Genomic DNA, 14,962 nt, shown 5'->3' on the forward strand with positions numbered 1-14,962 from the left:
CATATCCGCTACTACCGGGCCAGCCCGAAGGGCGTCAGGTAGGGCCCTGTATGCCGCCGTGCATCGTCCTGGGGGTCTTCTGCGGCCGTGTTCGTCGGTTTTGCCCGCGTCCGGGGCCTCGTTGGCGGCTGCTGCTACGGCTGCTCCTCCGGCGGCTCGGCGGCGGGGTCGGATGCCGGATCGGTGGACAGGTCTGTGGTTGGGGTAGCCCTCGGGGGCGTCCGGCGCCGGGGCGTCCTCCGGGGACCTCCTGTGTGAGGGCGTCCGGGTTCTGCTCGTCGTCTTCGTCGTTTCCGAACGGCTTGCCGCTCTTGGGGAGTGCCTTGATGGCGAGTCCGTATCTGGTCACTGCGGGGACAGTGCAGCACTGGCCGGGTTTGTGTCTCATACGGGGCAACGGCCGGTGCGGTTAGCGTGTTGAGCATGGACGACCAAGAGGCACGTGTGCGGGAGATCGAGCGGCGTCAGATAGACGATGCCTGGCGGCGAATTGAGGCATGGCTTCAGCTAAGAGCTCCTGCGACGTTTGGGAACTTGCTGCCGGGAGCTTCCGAAGCGGATCTCGCGGAACTCCAGGAGTCGCTGGGGGTCCGTCTGCCTGTCGGGCTGAAGGCAGTGTGGGGCCGGAGTGCGGGGTTCGGTCCGGACTGGCCGCCTGGTTTCATGCCGGGCGGTTCTGTCCTGCTTTCATTCGAGATGATCCGCCGCGTATATGAGGAGCGCATGATTCTGCTGCGGCGTCATGAGGAGGCACAGAAGCGGAAGGGTGCCGTCGAAGACGAAATTCCGCTGTGGCGGGCCTCATGGATTCCGTTTGCCGGCTTGGATTCGGATGCGGTGTCTGGATTTTGCTTGGATGCGGAGAGTGGGAAAATCTGGTCCTACAACGAGACCCGGGAGCGCGAGGTTCAGTTCGAGTCGCTCATGGACTTGGTCGAGGAAATGGCTGATGTCCTTGATATTCCGTCACTCGCGAGCGAGGTCAAGGTCGGGTTGATGAATGGTTTTTTGGTTTGGGGTGTGCCGCAAGATCCGGGCGAGCGCGCGGCTTGGGTGGCTCTCAGTCGATAACGAGGTGGGGCCCCGGGAGACTCCAGGGTCCATCGGGCCGCACGCCGGTAGGTGCTGCGCAGCCGCCGTGTCAGGGTAAGTGGACGTCTCATTAGGCGCATCGACGTGCGTCTGGTCGTGCTGCTGGTTGAGGCGAGTCACCGGGGCAGGCAAGTAGACGGGTTTGCTGTTGGTGAGGTGGCTGACGAGCTAGCCTCCGGTAGTGGGGATATTGATGCGCTTTGCGGCTCGGGTTAGCCGTCTGAGGAAGGGGCAGTCCAAGGTCGTCTTGGTGTTGTCCGGGGAGTACCGGCGTCCGTTTGAGGGGGAGCGGATCTGGCGAACGGTGCGTCGAGGCGTACGCATCGCAGATGCCTTGGGCTCGAGCCCGCCGGACGTCTGGATCTACGGGGCCGACTGTCAGCGCCTCCCGGCGATCAAGAGCGGCTCTCTCGAGGCGTGGATCGCGGACTGGGCCGTCCTGGCGAGGAGCCCTGTATTCGGCAAGTCCAGCGAGGACGGCAATCCGCTGGCCCGTTCGATAGGGGAGTACGGGCTGTTCAAAGGCGGCAGTGTCGCCAGTGCGATGGAGGTGCTGCGGGAGGAGTATGGAGGCTCCCGCGTACCGGTCCTTGTGCTCTTCCACGTGGAGTCGATGGTGGGCGAGGACAGTCGTGTCGCCAGGCAGTTGGAGGAGGCGTCGGGCAAGCCGCTGTTCTGGCAGTTCCTCGCCCAGCTGGACGAGATGTCCTGGTCGGTGCTGGACCGCTTGGACGACGTGCGCCGGGAACGCCCGAGCATCACGAACGCGCACTACAACAACTCGTGGGACATGGACAGATCAGTCGGCATGGACACGTTCCAGCAGTACGGGATGATCAAGCCCTATGCGCGCTGGGTGAGGGAGTCGCGCCGGCGGACGCTGGGGTGATCCGTGCTCTCCGCCGTGACCCTGCGGTAGCAGATCAGGATTGCGGCGATGCCGACAAAGGCGAGGAAGTGCTCGGCCTTGCGCTCGTAGCGACGGTGCAGACGACGACAACCATTTTGCCAGGACATTGTCCGCTCGACGCCCCAGCGGTGACGTCCCAGACGATCGGAGGGTTCGATGCCGCGGCGGGCGATGCGCGGCGTGATCTGCCGGCGGCGGAGCCATCGGCGCAGGTGGTCGAAGTCATAACCCTTGTCCGCGTGGAGTTTGGCCGGGTGGCGTCGTCGGGGCCCGAATCGAGAGCGGATTGGTGGAATGCCGCGCATCAGCGGGATCAGGGCCTGGCTGTCGCGGAGGTTGGCGCCTGAGATGCCCACGGAGACCGGCAGACCGTTACGGTCACAGATGACGTGGGCCTTCGATTCGAGCTTGCCGCGATCGGTCGGATTCGGTCCGGTCAACGGCCCCCTTTGACCGCACGAACACTGACGGAGTCGATTGCGCACCGCGACCAGTCCAGTCCGCCGCGTCCGCCGAGCTCGTCCAGTACCAGGCGTTGCAGCTTGCCCCACACGCGAGCTCTGCTCCACTCGGTGAAACGGCGATGCGCAGTTGTCCCGGACGGCCCGAAGCCTGGTGGCAGTTGCCGCCACGTGCAACCTGTCGTGGCCACGAACACGATGGCGGTCAACACCTGCCGATCCCCATACCGGCGTCGTCCTCCACCTTGGGGTCGTACCGGCGCCGCCGGAACCACCTGCTTGAAGAGCTCCCACAACCTGTCCGGCACAAGCCTCTCCACCATCGCCATCACGATATCCAGCTTAGAGGTTGTCTCACGTGGTGAGTTTGGCGAGTTTCTTGTAGCAGGTGAGAGCTGCGGCGAGGCCCAGGAAGGCGAGGAAGTGGCTGCCCTTGCGTTCATAGCGAACGGTGAGACGGCGGTAGCCGAACAGCCAGGCGATCGACCTCTCGATCTTCCGGCGGTGTCGACCGAGCCGCTCGCCGGACTCGATGCCCGGGCGCGCGATGCGCGGGATGAGTCCTCGTGAGCGGAGCCAGGCGAGGTGTTCGGCGGAGTAGTACGCCTAATAGGCGTCGAGGGCTGGGAGTTGGATCAGCTCTGGGCAGGGGTCGAGCGAGATGTCTTGCTGTATGCCGCGCCTTGAGTGCTTCGACAAGAGCGACACGTGCGCGACCCCTGCCGCTCGCAAGTCGACCGCCGTAGCGTGCCGTGGTTCGAGCCGTTCCCAGGGCTACCTCTTGATCAGCCGGAGTCGTGGAGCTCTTCACGAGAGCGAGGAGCCTGAGAACAGCTGGGGCCACGGACGGCTGATGGGGTGGTGCGCCGACGAGCGCTTCTATTAGGTCGCCGAGTGGTCCTGCCGCGGCTCGAGGCCAGCGGTCAGCGAGGTATCGAAAAGAGGCGCGCATGCAGGTGACCTGCGGAATCGACTGGGCCGAAGACCATCACGACGTGGCGGTGCTTGACTGCGACGCTCGTCTGCTCGGCAAACTCAGGGTCAGCGACGACGCGATGGGCTTCCAGGACCTGCTCCGTCTGCTGGCCGAACACGGAGACACCCCCGACGATCCGATCCCGATCGCGATCGAGACTTCGCGCGGACTCATGGTGGCCTGTCTGCGGGCTTCCGGGCGTCAAGTGTTCTCGATCAACCCCATGGCCGTGGCACGCTACCGAGACCGGCATTCCGTCTCCCGCAAAAAGTCCGACCACCAGGACGCCGTCGTGCTGGCGAACATCCTGCGGACCGACGCAGAGCTCCACCGGCCTCTACCGGACGACACCGAGCTGGTCAGGGCGATCGCCGTCCTCGCCAGAGCCCAGCAGGACGCGGTCTGGGACCGCACTCGGACACACAATCGTCTGCGCTCGCACCTGCGCGAGTACTACCCGGCAGTCCTTGAAGCATTTGCCGAAAAGCGCGAGAAGCTGCTGGCTCGAGAAGCTCGAGCGATCCTGGCGATCGCGCCCACGCAGGCCCAAGCCGCCAAGCTCGCCCGCACCAAGCTCAAAGCCGTGGTCACGCAGGCCGGCCGCCAGCGCCGGATCGAGGCCGAGACCGACCGCCTGCTCGAAGTCTTCCGCCGGACCTGGCTTCGCCAGCCAGCTCTGGTGGAAACGGCGATGGGACACCAAACACTTGCCTTGCTCGCCCAGCTCGAAGCCGCCTGCAGGTCCTGTGACGAGCTGGCAAGCGCCACCGAGGAACTCTTCTTCCAGCACCCCGACGCGGAAATCATCACGAGTTTCCCGGGGCTCGCCGCGCTGACCGGCGCCCGTCTCCTCGCCGAAATCGGCGACGACCGCACCCGGTTCGACACAGCCCGCGATCTGAAGGCATACGCCGGAAGCGCCCCCGTGACCCGCGAGTCCGGAAAAAGCCGCCGCGTCAGCCACCGCCGGATCAAGAACAGCCGCCTGGCCGCAACCGGCCGGCACTGGGCTTTCGCCGCACTCACTGCCTCAACCGGCGCCCACGACCACTACAACCATCGGCGAAAGACCGGCGATCGCTACTACGCAGCTCTCCGGAACCTCTTCAACCGCATGCTCGGCCAGCTCCACCACTGCCTGACCACCCGCCAGAGGTTCAACGAAGCGATCGCATTCGCCCCACCCAAACCATCACCACTCACCGCAGCTGCTTGACCCGATAGCTGCATGGGGTGTCTTGTCGGCGCGGACCTTGGCCGGTCGCCGTCGTCGTGGCCCGCGCCGGGAGCGTATGGCGGGGAGGCCCAGGAGCAGCGGCTTGAACGCCTGGCTGTCATGCACGTTCGCACCAGACACTGCGACAGCCAGCGGGATGCCCTGCGCTTCGGACAGCACATGCAGCTTGCTGCCCTTCTTGCCGCGATCGACCGGGTTCGGCCCGGTCAGCGAGCCCCCCTTTTCGCACGGACGGACGCGGCGTCGATGATCGCTGAAGTCCAGTCCAGCGCACCTCTGGCACCGAGTTCGTCCAGGACCGCCCGGTGCAGCCGACGCCACAGACCGGCCCTGGTCCACGCCGCGAACCGGCGATGCGCGGTGGCAGGCGAAGTGCCGAACGTCGGCGGCAGATACCGCCAGGCGCAACCACTGGTCAGCACGTACACCACCGCCGTGAACACCTTCCGATCCGCCACCGGTACCGTCCCGCCACCCTGCGGTCTGGGCCGGAACGGTGGTATCAGTGGCGCGGCAATCTCCCACAGCCCATCGGGGACCAGGTCCCGCGCAAGATCCACAGCCATAGCGAACGATCATGCCCCACGTGGGGCCTGTGGCCCGTCCTCGGGGCAGTGTGGGAATAGCAGTTGGCCATCGAGCCCCACGACTTCTAACCTGCACAAATGACCGAAGATGGCGCCGCGGTACGCGTGGGGGACACTGGACTGCGACCGGTCCACCTGCTCTTCTCCGAGCTGGCAAGACCGTTCGGGGACGACCCCACACTCGACTTCGTCGTGAAAGCTCGCGGGCAATGGGTCAGTGTCGAGACCCTGGTTCGGACCTGGGACGGCGACGGCCTCGACACCTTCCTCTCCTCACTGGCCGAGGATTTCCGCGGCTGGGAAGGCGCGCGCGCCTGGCGCTCTCTGGAACGCGACCTGACGATCTCAGCGGAACACCACTCGGGCGGCTACGTACACTTGACGTGGGGCATCCACGATCGGCCTCCGTCCGAGGAGTGGCACTTCGAGACCACCACCGTGCACGCGGCCGGCGAGGAGATGCAAAACCTCGCCGCCGAGCTCCACACGTTCCTCACGAGCACGGTCGAGTAGCTGGTGCAACACCACGTGAGACAACCTCTTAGTTTTGGGCCAGTTGAGATGTCCTCTTATTCGCGTGCGTCTACGGTCGCCACTCTTCGCGGTAGCCGGGCCGGTCCGCAAAGGGCAGGGCTGCCAGCTTCAGCAGCTTCTCCACTTTGTCGGCGTACCACCACGGGGTGTCGGTGGAGTCCAGTTCGGCGGCCAGGAAGCGCAGCGCCTCCCGCTTGGCGTCGATCTCGCGCAGCACCCGCGCCGGATCATGCGCGGCGACGAACGAGGCGTTGAGGTAGCTCTGGCGGTCACCAGGCATGCCCGTTGTCACAACGCATGCTTCGCCCGGACCGGGGGCCCCGCGTAGACAGCCTCCTCGGAGTACGGCTCACCGAGGGGCGGGTGGGGCCGGTCTGGCTCGTGCCGCCAGGGCCCCGGTACTGCCCACCTTGCGGTGCGCTCGTCCATGTCGAGCTGCTCGCCGAGCCACTGCACGAGACCATCCACCGCTACGCCTCCGGGTTCGCCAGGTCGGTCCGCTGCCCCTGCCGCTTCTGTCGCCCACGGAAGTACGGTCCGGCGAGCCGCCAGTCCACCGCCTTAGAGCGGCCCACCGGGACAACGGGCGGGAAGTCCGGGTCCTCGCGCGCAAGCTGCGACACCCGCTGATGACTCAGGCAGGTCCGCCATGGAGCGTACCCAGCAGAAGCCCATCACCGAAGCCCCTCCGGCCAGCAAGGCCCACAACCGCGCCGCGCTCGTCGCCCGCGCCCTCGGCCTCCCCACCAACTGGAAGCCCGACGAGCACCTCGGCGAGACATTGCACTTCCTCACCGTCTGGACGCAGCACGAGCTGAACAGGCTCTACATCCGCGTCGGCGGCACCGTCACCCATCAGCTCGTCACCCGCACCTCCGACGACGGCGCCACCACGTGGCCCGCCACCGAGATCACCCTCACCGTCCACGTGCCCAACGTCGGCGACGTCCAGATCGTCACCGACTGGGACGCCGACAGCGGCGGCACCGACCTGCCGATCATGCGGCACATCCCCGCCGCCGAGCTGATCGCATGAGCGAGCAGCAGTCGCCCAAGCCTCGGCCCAACCCGATCGTCAGCGAGCCCGCGACCCCGGCCGCCTGCGCCCGCGACTACCAGGCGGGCGCCGCCGACCGGCACGCCAGCGAGAAGCGCGACGCAAAGGCGAGGCGCTAATGCCCAGGTTCTGCCGCCGCCGAGAAGGCCACCGCGCCCGTGTCGCCCGCGACGGGGACCGTGCCGGGCAGCCGTTCCGCGGCCGTCGCGACTGGACCTGATCGCCCACTGACCGGCCGGGCGCCGTTACGTCCCCCGGGCGGGCCCGGCCTCCTCGCGGAGCACCCCCGCACAGCTCGACGCCTTGGTGTCCTCCCCGCCGACGCGGGGATGCTCCGATTGCCCGTGAGGTGGGACGCCAGTTGGCGCGGGACGCCGAGCCGAAGCGCCTGCATCACCGGCTGGCCGCCCGGGCCGCCAAGGTCATGGTGTGCGACATCAAGGATCCGGGCCGTTGGCTGCTCGGCTTGGCCCTGCCCTGGTGGGGTTGCGGGCTGCAGGACTGAGAGGCGGGAATCATCTGGCGCACCGGCGAGGACTGGGTCATCTGCGAGGAGAGCCTGCAGGACAAGCTGACGGCCTGTCTGCGCCAGCAGCGCGTGGAGGCCGGACTTTGCCCTGATCACGGCATCGCACCTCATTCTGCGGGCCGTTGCAGCCGCTGTGAGCTTGACCAGCTCATCGCCCATCCACCGATCCCGGCACCGCGGGGGAACGGCGAGCCCGTCCTCGAGTCGGTGCAGCGCGAATCCTGCGGTGAGTGCCGAGTCCGGATCCTGCTGACGGGGCCGGCGCTCGTCGACGGCTGGTGCACGCCGGAACGAGCAGGGCGCCACGTCGTGGTCCCAGCGCCCGCCTCCGCGGCCGCAAGCGATCCGAGGGCGTGTACCGGGGGTGATGTCCAGGACCCGTGCACGCGCCCGCCGCTCCCAGGCCGCGGCATCTGCCTGCGCCACCGCTCTCACGAGTTGGTGGCCGGAGCGGCCTGAGTGGCAGTCAGGCCGCGGGAGGAAGGTCTGATCGCCTGTATACCGGAGGGGGTGTTCACGAGTGGCGGTGACCTGGTGAGGTGCAGGGCACCAGGAGATCGCTTCCCGTTTTCAGGTAGGTCGTTTCCCGTTCTGCGGCAGACTTCTGGTGGACAAGGTGAGGCGGCGGCGCACGAGGTCGACCTTGACGATCCGCACGGTGATCTCTTCGCCCTCGCTCACGATCTGGCCGGGGTCCTCGACGGGCTCGTCACGGAACTCGGTGTTGTGCACCAGGCCCTCGACGCCGTCGGCGATGCGGACGAAGGCCCCAAACGGAATCAGCTTGGTGACCTGCCCGGTCGTGACACTGCCCGCCTGGTCCGCGAAGGGAACGAGCGGGTCCTCTTGGAGAGCCTTCAGCGATAGTTGAACCTGTCCACGCCGGGTGTCTACGTCGATGATCTCGCCTACGACCCGCTGGCCGGCCGTGACGGCGTCTGCGGGATGGTCGATCCACCGCCAGCTCAGTTCGGGGACCCTGATGAAACCGGTGCACTGATCGACCGGTTCGCCGTCGAGGTTCACGAACACACCGAAGGTGTGGACGCTCTGCACCTGGCCCTGGTGTGTTGCGCCGCGTCGAAGCCCGAGAAGGAACGCTCGCAGAGCCGGGTCCTCGCACGCTGAAGCGGAGGCCCAGACGCGCTCCTGCTGCCAGTCCACTGCTATCACTTCGAAGGTGAGCTGCTGCCCGATGCTCACAGCTTCGGATAGATGCCCGATGGCTTTGCGGGTCAGATCACCACAAGGGATACGCCCCACTGCTTTCCTGGCGCCGGAGAACCCATCCAGTTCGACGAGCACCTCCCGGTCCTCGATGCTGATGGCGCGGCCGGTACGGACTTCGCCGGCTCGTATGGTGTTCAGGAAGTCCTTCAGGGGCTCGCTCGGCAGGGGTTCGGTCACGGCCGGAAGACGTGCTGCCCCGGCCGATCAGACTCCGAGACCGCAGAGAGATCGCGGAGCGAGTCCAGCGCAGCGCCAGCAGCGGGCGAGCAGAACTCGATCGCCAAGCGGGTCCTCTTTCCCAAGATGTCCGGGGTTGTATCGTCCGCGCACGCCTGACGGTCCTCTGTCGAGCCACGTCGACGTCCTGTGGGGGGAGCGCCGTCTACGGCATTCTGTGGGAGCGGAGCTGACGGTAGGGGACAGGTGAGGGGAAGGATCCGCTCAGAAATTTGCCCGGTGAGGTGGGTGCCGGTGAGGGCGGCTTCGGTGAGCCAGGCGGCGGCGGTCAGTTGGTCGACCGGGCCCTACAGTTCGCCGGCGTCGACGGGGACGTGAACGGCGAGGCGGCTCAGGTCGATGCCCTGAGCTCCCGGGCCCAGGGGGCCGCTCATGTCGCTGTGGGTGGCGAGGGTCAGGGCGGGGAGCCGGGTGGCGGCGGTGGCCTTCTTCTTGCGGAGTTTCTTGTTGGCGAGAACCTTCTGCACCCAGCCGGAGGGCTTGGGCCGCAGCTTTTTGCTGAATGTGAGGGTCAGCTCCTGGCCTTCTTGGGGGCTCAGCGAGGGGACCGTGACCAGGGTGGCGGTCTCGGGCCGGGAGGCGAGCAAGTCCGCGACGGTACCGGGCAGGGCGAGCCAGCCGAGGTCGGTCAGTTGGTCGATCAGTTCCTCGGGCTCGTCTAGGCCCAGGGTGGTGATGTCCTGGCCGGCGACGTTGCCGGTGCCGGTGTGGGCGCAGCGCAGGGTCAGCGGGAGTACCAGCAGTCGTGCCTGCGCACCCGGGATGGGGGTGTGGTCGGCGACGCGGGCGAGAACGGCGCGTACGTGTTCCCAGTGCGCGGGCAGGGGGAGCAGCCGGTCGGGGCTTGGTCCGTCGTCTGTGGGAGTGACGGTGATGCCGCCGGTGCGCTGTTGGTGCTTGAACAGGGCGGCTTCGGCGGCTTGTTCGGCGCGGCGGGCGTCGAGGCGCAGGTTTCGATGCCGGTGACGTCGGCCCAGGTGGTGAAGGCGCGTGCTTTGCGCTGCTGGAGGCTGGCTAGGTGGGCGAGGCCGGGGGCTGGGAGCTTCTGGTAGGCGTGGAAGAGGTCACCGAGTTCGACGAGCTCGTCTCTGAGAGCTGCGGGCTGCAGGTCGTTGGGGATGACGCGCTTGGCGACGTCTTCTGCTTCGTGCGGCGGCGCTCTGTCTACCGCCGGACCCGTCGAGTGCACAGTTGCCGGTCGTGATGCGGGGACCGGGTCGGCACTGGTGACATCGGAGGGTTGGTGGGAGAAGTGCGGGGCGATGGCGCTCTCATCAGAGTGCGGGCTGATGTCTGGGTCTCGAGGCGTCGGGAGTGATGTTGCGGTGGCGATGGTCCGAGCTCCGGGGGTGGCGGCCGCGCAGCAGGTGCAGCACTCGAGCACCTGCCACCAGCGCCCTTGCCGGTCGGTGAGGACGGCCAGGAAGACCGGCCCGCCGCACCGCCAGGCCTCACCTCGCCCGCGCTGGGCCGGTGTGTCGGGTAGATGGGTGCGACAGTCCTGCGCCCGGCACGCACACGACGCCTGCACCCACGGCGAGGAACCAGCGCGCAGGTGGGCCTTGATGTGGGCGACGGCGGCGGCGCGGCCGGGTGGCCGCGGTGGGGTGACGCTGCTCGCGGCAGGCAGGTCGGCAGCACGAGATCCGCTCCTGCGCGCTGTTCCGGCCGACGGGTTCCAGCCGTACGGTCCAGCACGGCACCCTGATTACCTGTTCTCAATTTGCGCGAAACTGTTGGGATCTTACGAACGTGCATGTCGACCGTCGAGGTGGTCAGTCCGAGGCTTGGCTTGATTAGCACCGAGTCGAGTGTGATCCGCTCCGTCGAGTTCGGCGAGCATAATGCTGCGTTCCATCGCCTCATGGCGCGGGGTGCACTTGGCATTCCTATCCGTACCCTTGTGCAAGTGGTTGAAACTTTGCTGCACATGCATGAGTTCTTGCATAATTTCTGAACTATGTTGCGCCGATGATGGCTGAGGATGATGCTCCTGTGTCATGTGCATACGGGACATGCAAATACGCAGGGGCAGTTCGGCACGGCCGGCGCTCGTACCCAGGGACCCGGGCCGTGTCGCAGCGACAGGAACAACCGCATGAGTGGCGAGCGACGCGCTGTGGTGACGGGGGGAGCCGGCTTTCTCGGCTCCCACATGTGCGACCGGCTCCTTGCCGAGGGCTACGCGGTCGTCTGCGTGGATGATCTGAGCACGGGCAGGTTCTCCAACATTGGTCACCTCGAAGGCCATTCCGACTTCACCTTCCACCAAGCCGACGTCTCCCGAGAACTGGTCGTCGACGGGCCGGTCACCGACGTGCTGCACATGGCGTGCCCGGCCTCGCCCGCCGACTACCTGAGGCTGCCGCTGGAAACGATGCTGGTCTGCTCGGCCGGCACCCACAACGCCCTGCGACTGGCGAAGCGCCACGGGGCCCGCTTCCTGCTGACGTCGACCAGCGAGGTCTACGGCGACCCGAAGGTCCACCCGCAGCCGGAGAGTTATTGGGGCAACGTCAATCCGATCGGCCCGCGTGCCGTCTACGACGAGGCGAAGCGCTTCAGCGAAGCGCTCACCGTCACGTTCCGCCAGCGCTACGAGACGGACACACGCATCGCCCGGATCTTCAACACGTACGGGCCCCGCATGAGGGTCGACGACGGCCGGATGATCCCCACCTTCATCTCCCAGGCACTGGCCGGTCTTTCCTTGACCGTGGCCGGCGACGGCTCCCACACCCGCTCGTTGTGCTACGTCGACGACATGATCGACGGACTGTGGGCTCTCCTGACGGCGGCGGGCGAGCCGGGGCCCGTCAATCTCGGCGGGTCTGAGGAGCTCAGCGTGGCCGAGACAGCCCGGTTGATCATCCGCACGACCGGCTCCGACTCCGTCCTCACCCATGTCCCGCTGCCGCAGGACGACCCGGCCCTACGCCGCCCCGACACCACCCGCGCCGCCACGCAGTTGGGCTGGCAGCCCCGGATCGGGCTTGAGGAGGGACTGCGCCGGACCCTCGACTGGTTCGTCGCGGCGCCACTCGCCGAGGCGGTGAGCGGCTGATGACCGTCCACGGTCCCGCGGCGGCAGCAGTCGGTGAGGTCGAGATGAGGAGCTGGTTGTCCTCCGTCTCGGTCGTGGTCCCGACTCTGGGGCATCCCGACGCGGTACGTCGGCTCCTCGACTCGCTGCGCGCCGCCGTCGCCGCACTGCCTCGCGGCAGGGAGGCCGAGCTGCTGATTGTGGACGACTCCCAGGGCGCCGATCTCGCGGACATCCAGAAGGCGTGCCACGCCACGGGAGCCGTCTACCTCAGGGGACCGCGCAACGTCGGCGCGAAACGCAACACCGGCGTGGCCCGCTCCCGGTTCCCCCTGGTGTTGTTCGTCGACTCCGACTGCGTGGCCACACCTTCCCTGCTCAACGACCACATCGACGCGCACAACGAGCACCGGGCGACGGACGGCGAGAGCATCGCGGCGGTCGCGGGACCGACGGTGGTCGACGGTGCCGCGCAGGCGCCCGCCTGGCGCACGGTCCAGCACTCTGTCGTGGTCAACGCCCCCTGGAACTGGCCCCTTCACTACGACCGCCTGTGGTGGGGAGCCACCTCCAACCTGTCGGTCCGCAAGGATGTGTTCGAGCGCATCGGGGGTTTCGACGAACACCCTTACACGGTCGTGGGCGGCGAGGACGTGGACTTCGGGGTGCGGCTGCACGCCGCGGGGCACCGAACCCTCGGCGACCCGCGTGCCGTAGTGATGCACGCCACGGACGGCATCACGAAGCTGTCCCAGTTCCACCGCAAGCTCTTCCTCTACGGCCGTGCCTGCGTCTACAACTGCGTGCGCCAACCGGAGCATGCCGGGTGGTCGTTCAACCCGGCGAGCGCCTCCGGAGCGCTGGCAGTCACTGCCGTGCTGCTGCCCGGGGCACGCCGCACAGCCGCAGGCGCCGCGGCGGCCGTTCTGGCGGGATGCTTCGTACGGGACACCGTGAAGCTGCTCCGGCGTTCCCGGCCCGCGAACGGCATGGCCGGAGGCCGGGCGCTGAGGTCCGCCGTGGCGGCCACCAGCGTCGACTGGAGCTACCACCTCGGCATCGCCCGGGAGGCCGTAGTCCGCGGGCGGCCACTGCTGTCAATGAAGCGCTTCGACTACTTCCCGCCGCACCTGTTCCGGCCGGCCGCCGCGGCAGGCGCGCCCAGTGACCCCAGTCGCCAAGAGAGGAACGCTTCATGACGCCGCACGCCCGACTCGTCCTGCAAACCGGCACCCAGGGCTACGGGATCCTGGGTCGCCATGCGGAGAACGATCTGGAAGGCACCCTCGACGCCGTCCTAGAGGCGGGTTACGGCGGCCTGGAGATCATGTCGTCCCTGCTGGGGGACCGGCCCCGCCTCCGGGACGCCTGCGCGGAGCGCGGCCTGGAGCTGACCGCTCTCCACCTGTTCTGGCAGGAACTGGACGACTTCGACTGGAGCGTGCTGACCGAACTCGGCGTGAGCCGGCTGATCCTCTCCGGACTGCCGGTGGCGAGCGAGGAACAGACCCTCGGCTGCCTGACGGCGCTGCGCCGACACAGCGCCCGTGCCCGCCGCGAGGGAGCCCAGATCCTGCTCCACAACCATGCCGAGGAAGGCATCCCGCTGCCCGGGGGGAGCACCCCCTTCGAAATCCTGGCCGCCGAGACAGACGAGAAAGAAGTGGGTTTCGTCGTCGACCTTCACTGGGCCGCCGTCGCCGGGGACACCGCGCGCATGCTGAAGGCCACGGCAGGACGTTGCGACTATCTCCACATCAAGGACGGCCTGACCGCCGATCCGCAGAACCCGCGCTCCTTCGACCTGGGAACCGGTGAGGTCGACCTGCTGGGGGGATGGCAGCAGGCCCTCGGCGCGGGCCATGTGGACATCGCCGTCGTCGAACGGGCCATGCCCGCACCAGACATGCGGGCAGCCCTGCACCACGACGCCGACTTCGTCCGCTCTCTCTTCGCATCGCGAGACGAGGCCGCCGAATGAGACACGAGCCGGTCAATATCGCCCTCGTCGGCTGCGGAGCCATCGCGGAACTCGGCCACGCCCCCGCGCTGTCGGCACTCACGAGCGAAGCCCGGGTCACGAGCGTCGTCGACACGGCCGCCCACCGCCGGAACCTTCTGGGAGATCGCTTCGGCGTACCGGCCGCCCGGCGCCACCGCGACGTCGACGCCCTGGTGGCCGCGGACGACCCCGTCGACCTGGCGGTCCTCGTCCTCCCGCCCCGTGCCACCCCGTACGCCCTGTCCACGCTGCTCGACTCGGGCACCCGGGTCCTGGCTGAGAAACCGATGACGACCGACGCCGTCGAGGCCGCTCTGATCGCCGGCCGCACACCTCGCGACCAGCTCGGTGTGGTCCATAACTACCTCCACCGCAGCGATGTCCGCGACGCCCTGGCCCGGCTGCGGGAGGGACACGCCGGGCGGGTTCGCTTTCTGCGCCTGGAACAGCCCGACAGCGGCCACTTCCCCGGCGCCGGGGACAGCCCCGACTGGCGACGCAGCGACGTCGCGGCGGGCTGCCTCATCGACAACGCCTACCACTGGGTGTACGTCGCGACCGAACTGGCGGCCGCTCCTGTCGCCCGGGTGACGGCCCGCACCGCACGTCTCGAACCAGGCGCAGCGGTGGACCTGGCACTGGTCCTGCTGGAACACACCAATGGTGTGGTCAGCAGTGTGCAGACGTCGTGGTGCGCGCCATCGGCGGCGCCCGTGCTGGAGGTGCACACCACGCGTGGAACGCTGCGTCTGGACGGTGACTGTGGGCCCTGCACGGCGCTTCCGCCCACGGCATTCGTCTCCACCACGGCCGGCCAGACGGTCGCGGAGCCGTCGTACACGGCTTTCTATCGAGAGGTGCTCGCCGCGCTGCGTGCGGGCCGTGCCTTCGCTGCGTCCGCCGACGACTGCGCGACCGTCCTGCGGGTGCTGGCCGCCGCCGACACGGCCGCCGCCACCGGCGCCAGCGTGCCGGTGGACGATCCGGTTGCCTCTCGACAGGCCCCCTGAGCCGCGCGCCCGGCAACTCGCCCGCAGGCGGCCGATTCCCGCCCGGCCGCCCCGAGG

Annotated in this window: 18 protein-coding genes and 1 pseudogene; 12 read left to right on the top strand and 7 right to left on the bottom strand. The window is 67.9% G+C overall.

Annotation, left to right across the window (positions count from 1 at the left end; translation table 11 throughout):
• Positions 1 to 423: 423 nt before the first annotated feature.
• Entirely contained in the window at positions 424 to 1,071 is a 648-nt protein-coding gene (locus tag ABT127_RS29585) for an SMI1/KNR4 family protein (protein ID WP_351456451.1), read from the top strand.
• Positions 1,072 to 1,285: 214 nt separating this feature from the next.
• Positions 1,286 to 1,981: a VWA domain-containing protein gene (locus ABT127_RS29590; RefSeq protein ID WP_351456726.1), complete on the top strand. Its 696-nt coding sequence runs from the start codon at positions 1,286 to 1,288 to the stop codon at positions 1,979 to 1,981.
• Here the strand turns inward: ABT127_RS29590 and ABT127_RS29595 are convergent.
• Both ABT127_RS29595 and ABT127_RS29600 read right to left on the bottom strand, forming a co-directional pair.
• Positions 1,936 to 2,786, bottom strand: a protein-coding gene (locus ABT127_RS29595; RefSeq protein ID WP_351456729.1) for an IS5 family transposase whose coding sequence is annotated in 2 segments (ribosomal slippage) — positions 1,936 to 2,444 and positions 2,444 to 2,786 — 852 coding nt in all. Because the reading frame shifts where the segments join, the coding sequence is not laid out codon by codon here. The genes ABT127_RS29590 and ABT127_RS29595 overlap by 46 nt on opposite strands.
• A gap of 31 nt (positions 2,787 to 2,817) precedes the next feature.
• Positions 2,818 to 3,018 (bottom strand): annotated as a pseudogene (locus ABT127_RS29600) (IS5/IS1182 family transposase); the annotation flags it as partial.
• A gap of 395 nt (positions 3,019 to 3,413) precedes the next feature.
• Here ABT127_RS29600 and ABT127_RS29605 point away from each other — a divergent pair.
• Positions 3,414 to 4,655 carry an IS110 family RNA-guided transposase gene (locus tag ABT127_RS29605; protein ID WP_351456454.1) on the top strand — a complete coding sequence of 414 codons (1,242 nt, stop codon included), beginning with the start codon at positions 3,414 to 3,416 and terminating at the stop codon, positions 4,653 to 4,655.
• Here the strand turns inward: ABT127_RS29605 and ABT127_RS39375 are convergent.
• Complete coding sequence (locus ABT127_RS39375) at positions 4,632 to 4,997, bottom strand: transposase (protein ID WP_502971801.1); 366 nt, start codon at positions 4,995 to 4,997, stop codon at positions 4,632 to 4,634. The genes ABT127_RS29605 and ABT127_RS39375 overlap by 24 nt on opposite strands.
• Positions 4,883 to 5,242, bottom strand: coding sequence for a transposase (locus ABT127_RS39380; RefSeq protein WP_502971802.1), 360 nt, complete (start codon positions 5,240 to 5,242; stop codon positions 4,883 to 4,885). The genes ABT127_RS39375 and ABT127_RS39380 overlap by 115 nt, the downstream gene beginning before the upstream one ends.
• 99 nt (positions 5,243 to 5,341) lie before the next feature.
• On the opposite strand from ABT127_RS39380, the gene ABT127_RS29615 reads away from it, so the two are divergent.
• A complete protein-coding gene (locus tag ABT127_RS29615; protein ID WP_351456457.1) occupies positions 5,342 to 5,776 on the top strand; it encodes a DUF6228 family protein in 435 nt (144 codons plus the stop codon).
• A 70-nt stretch (positions 5,777 to 5,846) separates the two neighbouring features.
• On the opposite strand, the gene ABT127_RS29620 is transcribed toward ABT127_RS29615, so the two are convergent.
• Positions 5,847 to 6,077: a DUF6221 family protein gene (locus ABT127_RS29620; RefSeq protein ID WP_351456460.1), complete on the bottom strand. Its 231-nt coding sequence runs from the start codon at positions 6,075 to 6,077 to the stop codon at positions 5,847 to 5,849.
• A gap of 369 nt (positions 6,078 to 6,446) precedes the next feature.
• On the opposite strand from ABT127_RS29620, the gene ABT127_RS29625 reads away from it, so the two are divergent.
• The 3 genes from ABT127_RS29625 to ABT127_RS29635 all read left to right on the top strand — a co-directional run bounded on the left by ABT127_RS29625 (position 6,447) and on the right by ABT127_RS29635 (position 7,359).
• The gene (locus ABT127_RS29625) at positions 6,447 to 6,833 is read left to right on the top strand and encodes a hypothetical protein (protein WP_351456463.1); all 387 of its coding nucleotides are present in this window, start codon (positions 6,447 to 6,449) and stop codon (positions 6,831 to 6,833) included.
• Complete coding sequence (locus ABT127_RS29630) at positions 6,830 to 6,973, top strand: hypothetical protein (RefSeq protein ID WP_351456465.1); 144 nt, start codon at positions 6,830 to 6,832, stop codon at positions 6,971 to 6,973. The genes ABT127_RS29625 and ABT127_RS29630 overlap by 4 nt, the downstream gene beginning before the upstream one ends.
• Positions 6,974 to 7,215: 242 nt before the next feature.
• Positions 7,216 to 7,359 (top strand): hypothetical protein, encoded by a 144-nt coding sequence (locus ABT127_RS29635; RefSeq protein WP_351456468.1) that lies wholly within the window; start codon positions 7,216 to 7,218, stop codon positions 7,357 to 7,359.
• Between the two features lie 594 nt (positions 7,360 to 7,953).
• Here the strand turns inward: ABT127_RS29635 and ABT127_RS29640 are convergent.
• Both ABT127_RS29640 and ABT127_RS29645 read right to left on the bottom strand, forming a co-directional pair.
• Positions 7,954 to 8,790 (bottom strand): S1 RNA-binding domain-containing protein, encoded by an 837-nt coding sequence (locus tag ABT127_RS29640; RefSeq protein WP_351456470.1) that lies wholly within the window; start codon positions 8,788 to 8,790, stop codon positions 7,954 to 7,956.
• 347 nt (positions 8,791 to 9,137) lie between these two features.
• Positions 9,138 to 9,437 (bottom strand): hypothetical protein, encoded by a 300-nt coding sequence (locus tag ABT127_RS29645; RefSeq protein WP_351456472.1) that lies wholly within the window; start codon positions 9,435 to 9,437, stop codon positions 9,138 to 9,140.
• A 1,169-nt stretch (positions 9,438 to 10,606) separates the two neighbouring features.
• On the opposite strand from ABT127_RS29645, the gene ABT127_RS29650 reads away from it, so the two are divergent.
• From ABT127_RS29650 to ABT127_RS29670, 5 genes are all read left to right on the top strand, one after another.
• Positions 10,607 to 10,807, top strand: a complete 201-nt coding sequence (locus ABT127_RS29650) for a hypothetical protein (RefSeq protein ID WP_351456474.1) — start codon at positions 10,607 to 10,609, stop codon at positions 10,805 to 10,807.
• A 141-nt stretch (positions 10,808 to 10,948) separates the two neighbouring features.
• The gene (locus ABT127_RS29655) at positions 10,949 to 11,914 is read left to right on the top strand and encodes a UDP-glucuronic acid decarboxylase family protein (RefSeq protein WP_351456477.1); all 966 of its coding nucleotides are present in this window, start codon (positions 10,949 to 10,951) and stop codon (positions 11,912 to 11,914) included.
• Complete coding sequence (locus ABT127_RS29660; RefSeq protein ID WP_351456479.1) at positions 11,914 to 13,092, top strand: glycosyltransferase family 2 protein; 1,179 nt, start codon at positions 11,914 to 11,916, stop codon at positions 13,090 to 13,092. The genes ABT127_RS29655 and ABT127_RS29660 overlap by 1 nt, the downstream gene beginning before the upstream one ends.
• Positions 13,089 to 13,874 carry a sugar phosphate isomerase/epimerase family protein gene (locus tag ABT127_RS29665; protein ID WP_351456482.1) on the top strand — a complete coding sequence of 262 codons (786 nt, stop codon included), beginning with the start codon at positions 13,089 to 13,091 and terminating at the stop codon, positions 13,872 to 13,874. Before ABT127_RS29660 ends, ABT127_RS29665 begins: the two co-directional genes overlap by 4 nt.
• On the top strand, positions 13,871 to 14,905 hold the full coding sequence (locus ABT127_RS29670; protein ID WP_351456485.1) for a Gfo/Idh/MocA family protein: 1,035 nt from the start codon (positions 13,871 to 13,873) through the stop codon (positions 14,903 to 14,905). Before ABT127_RS29665 ends, ABT127_RS29670 begins: the two co-directional genes overlap by 4 nt.
• Positions 14,906 to 14,962 lie beyond the last annotated feature (57 nt).

Origin of the sequence: Streptomyces sp. NPDC001904, from assembly GCF_040297005.1 — a bacterium.
Taxonomy (GTDB): domain Bacteria; phylum Actinomycetota; class Actinomycetes; order Streptomycetales; family Streptomycetaceae; genus Streptomyces.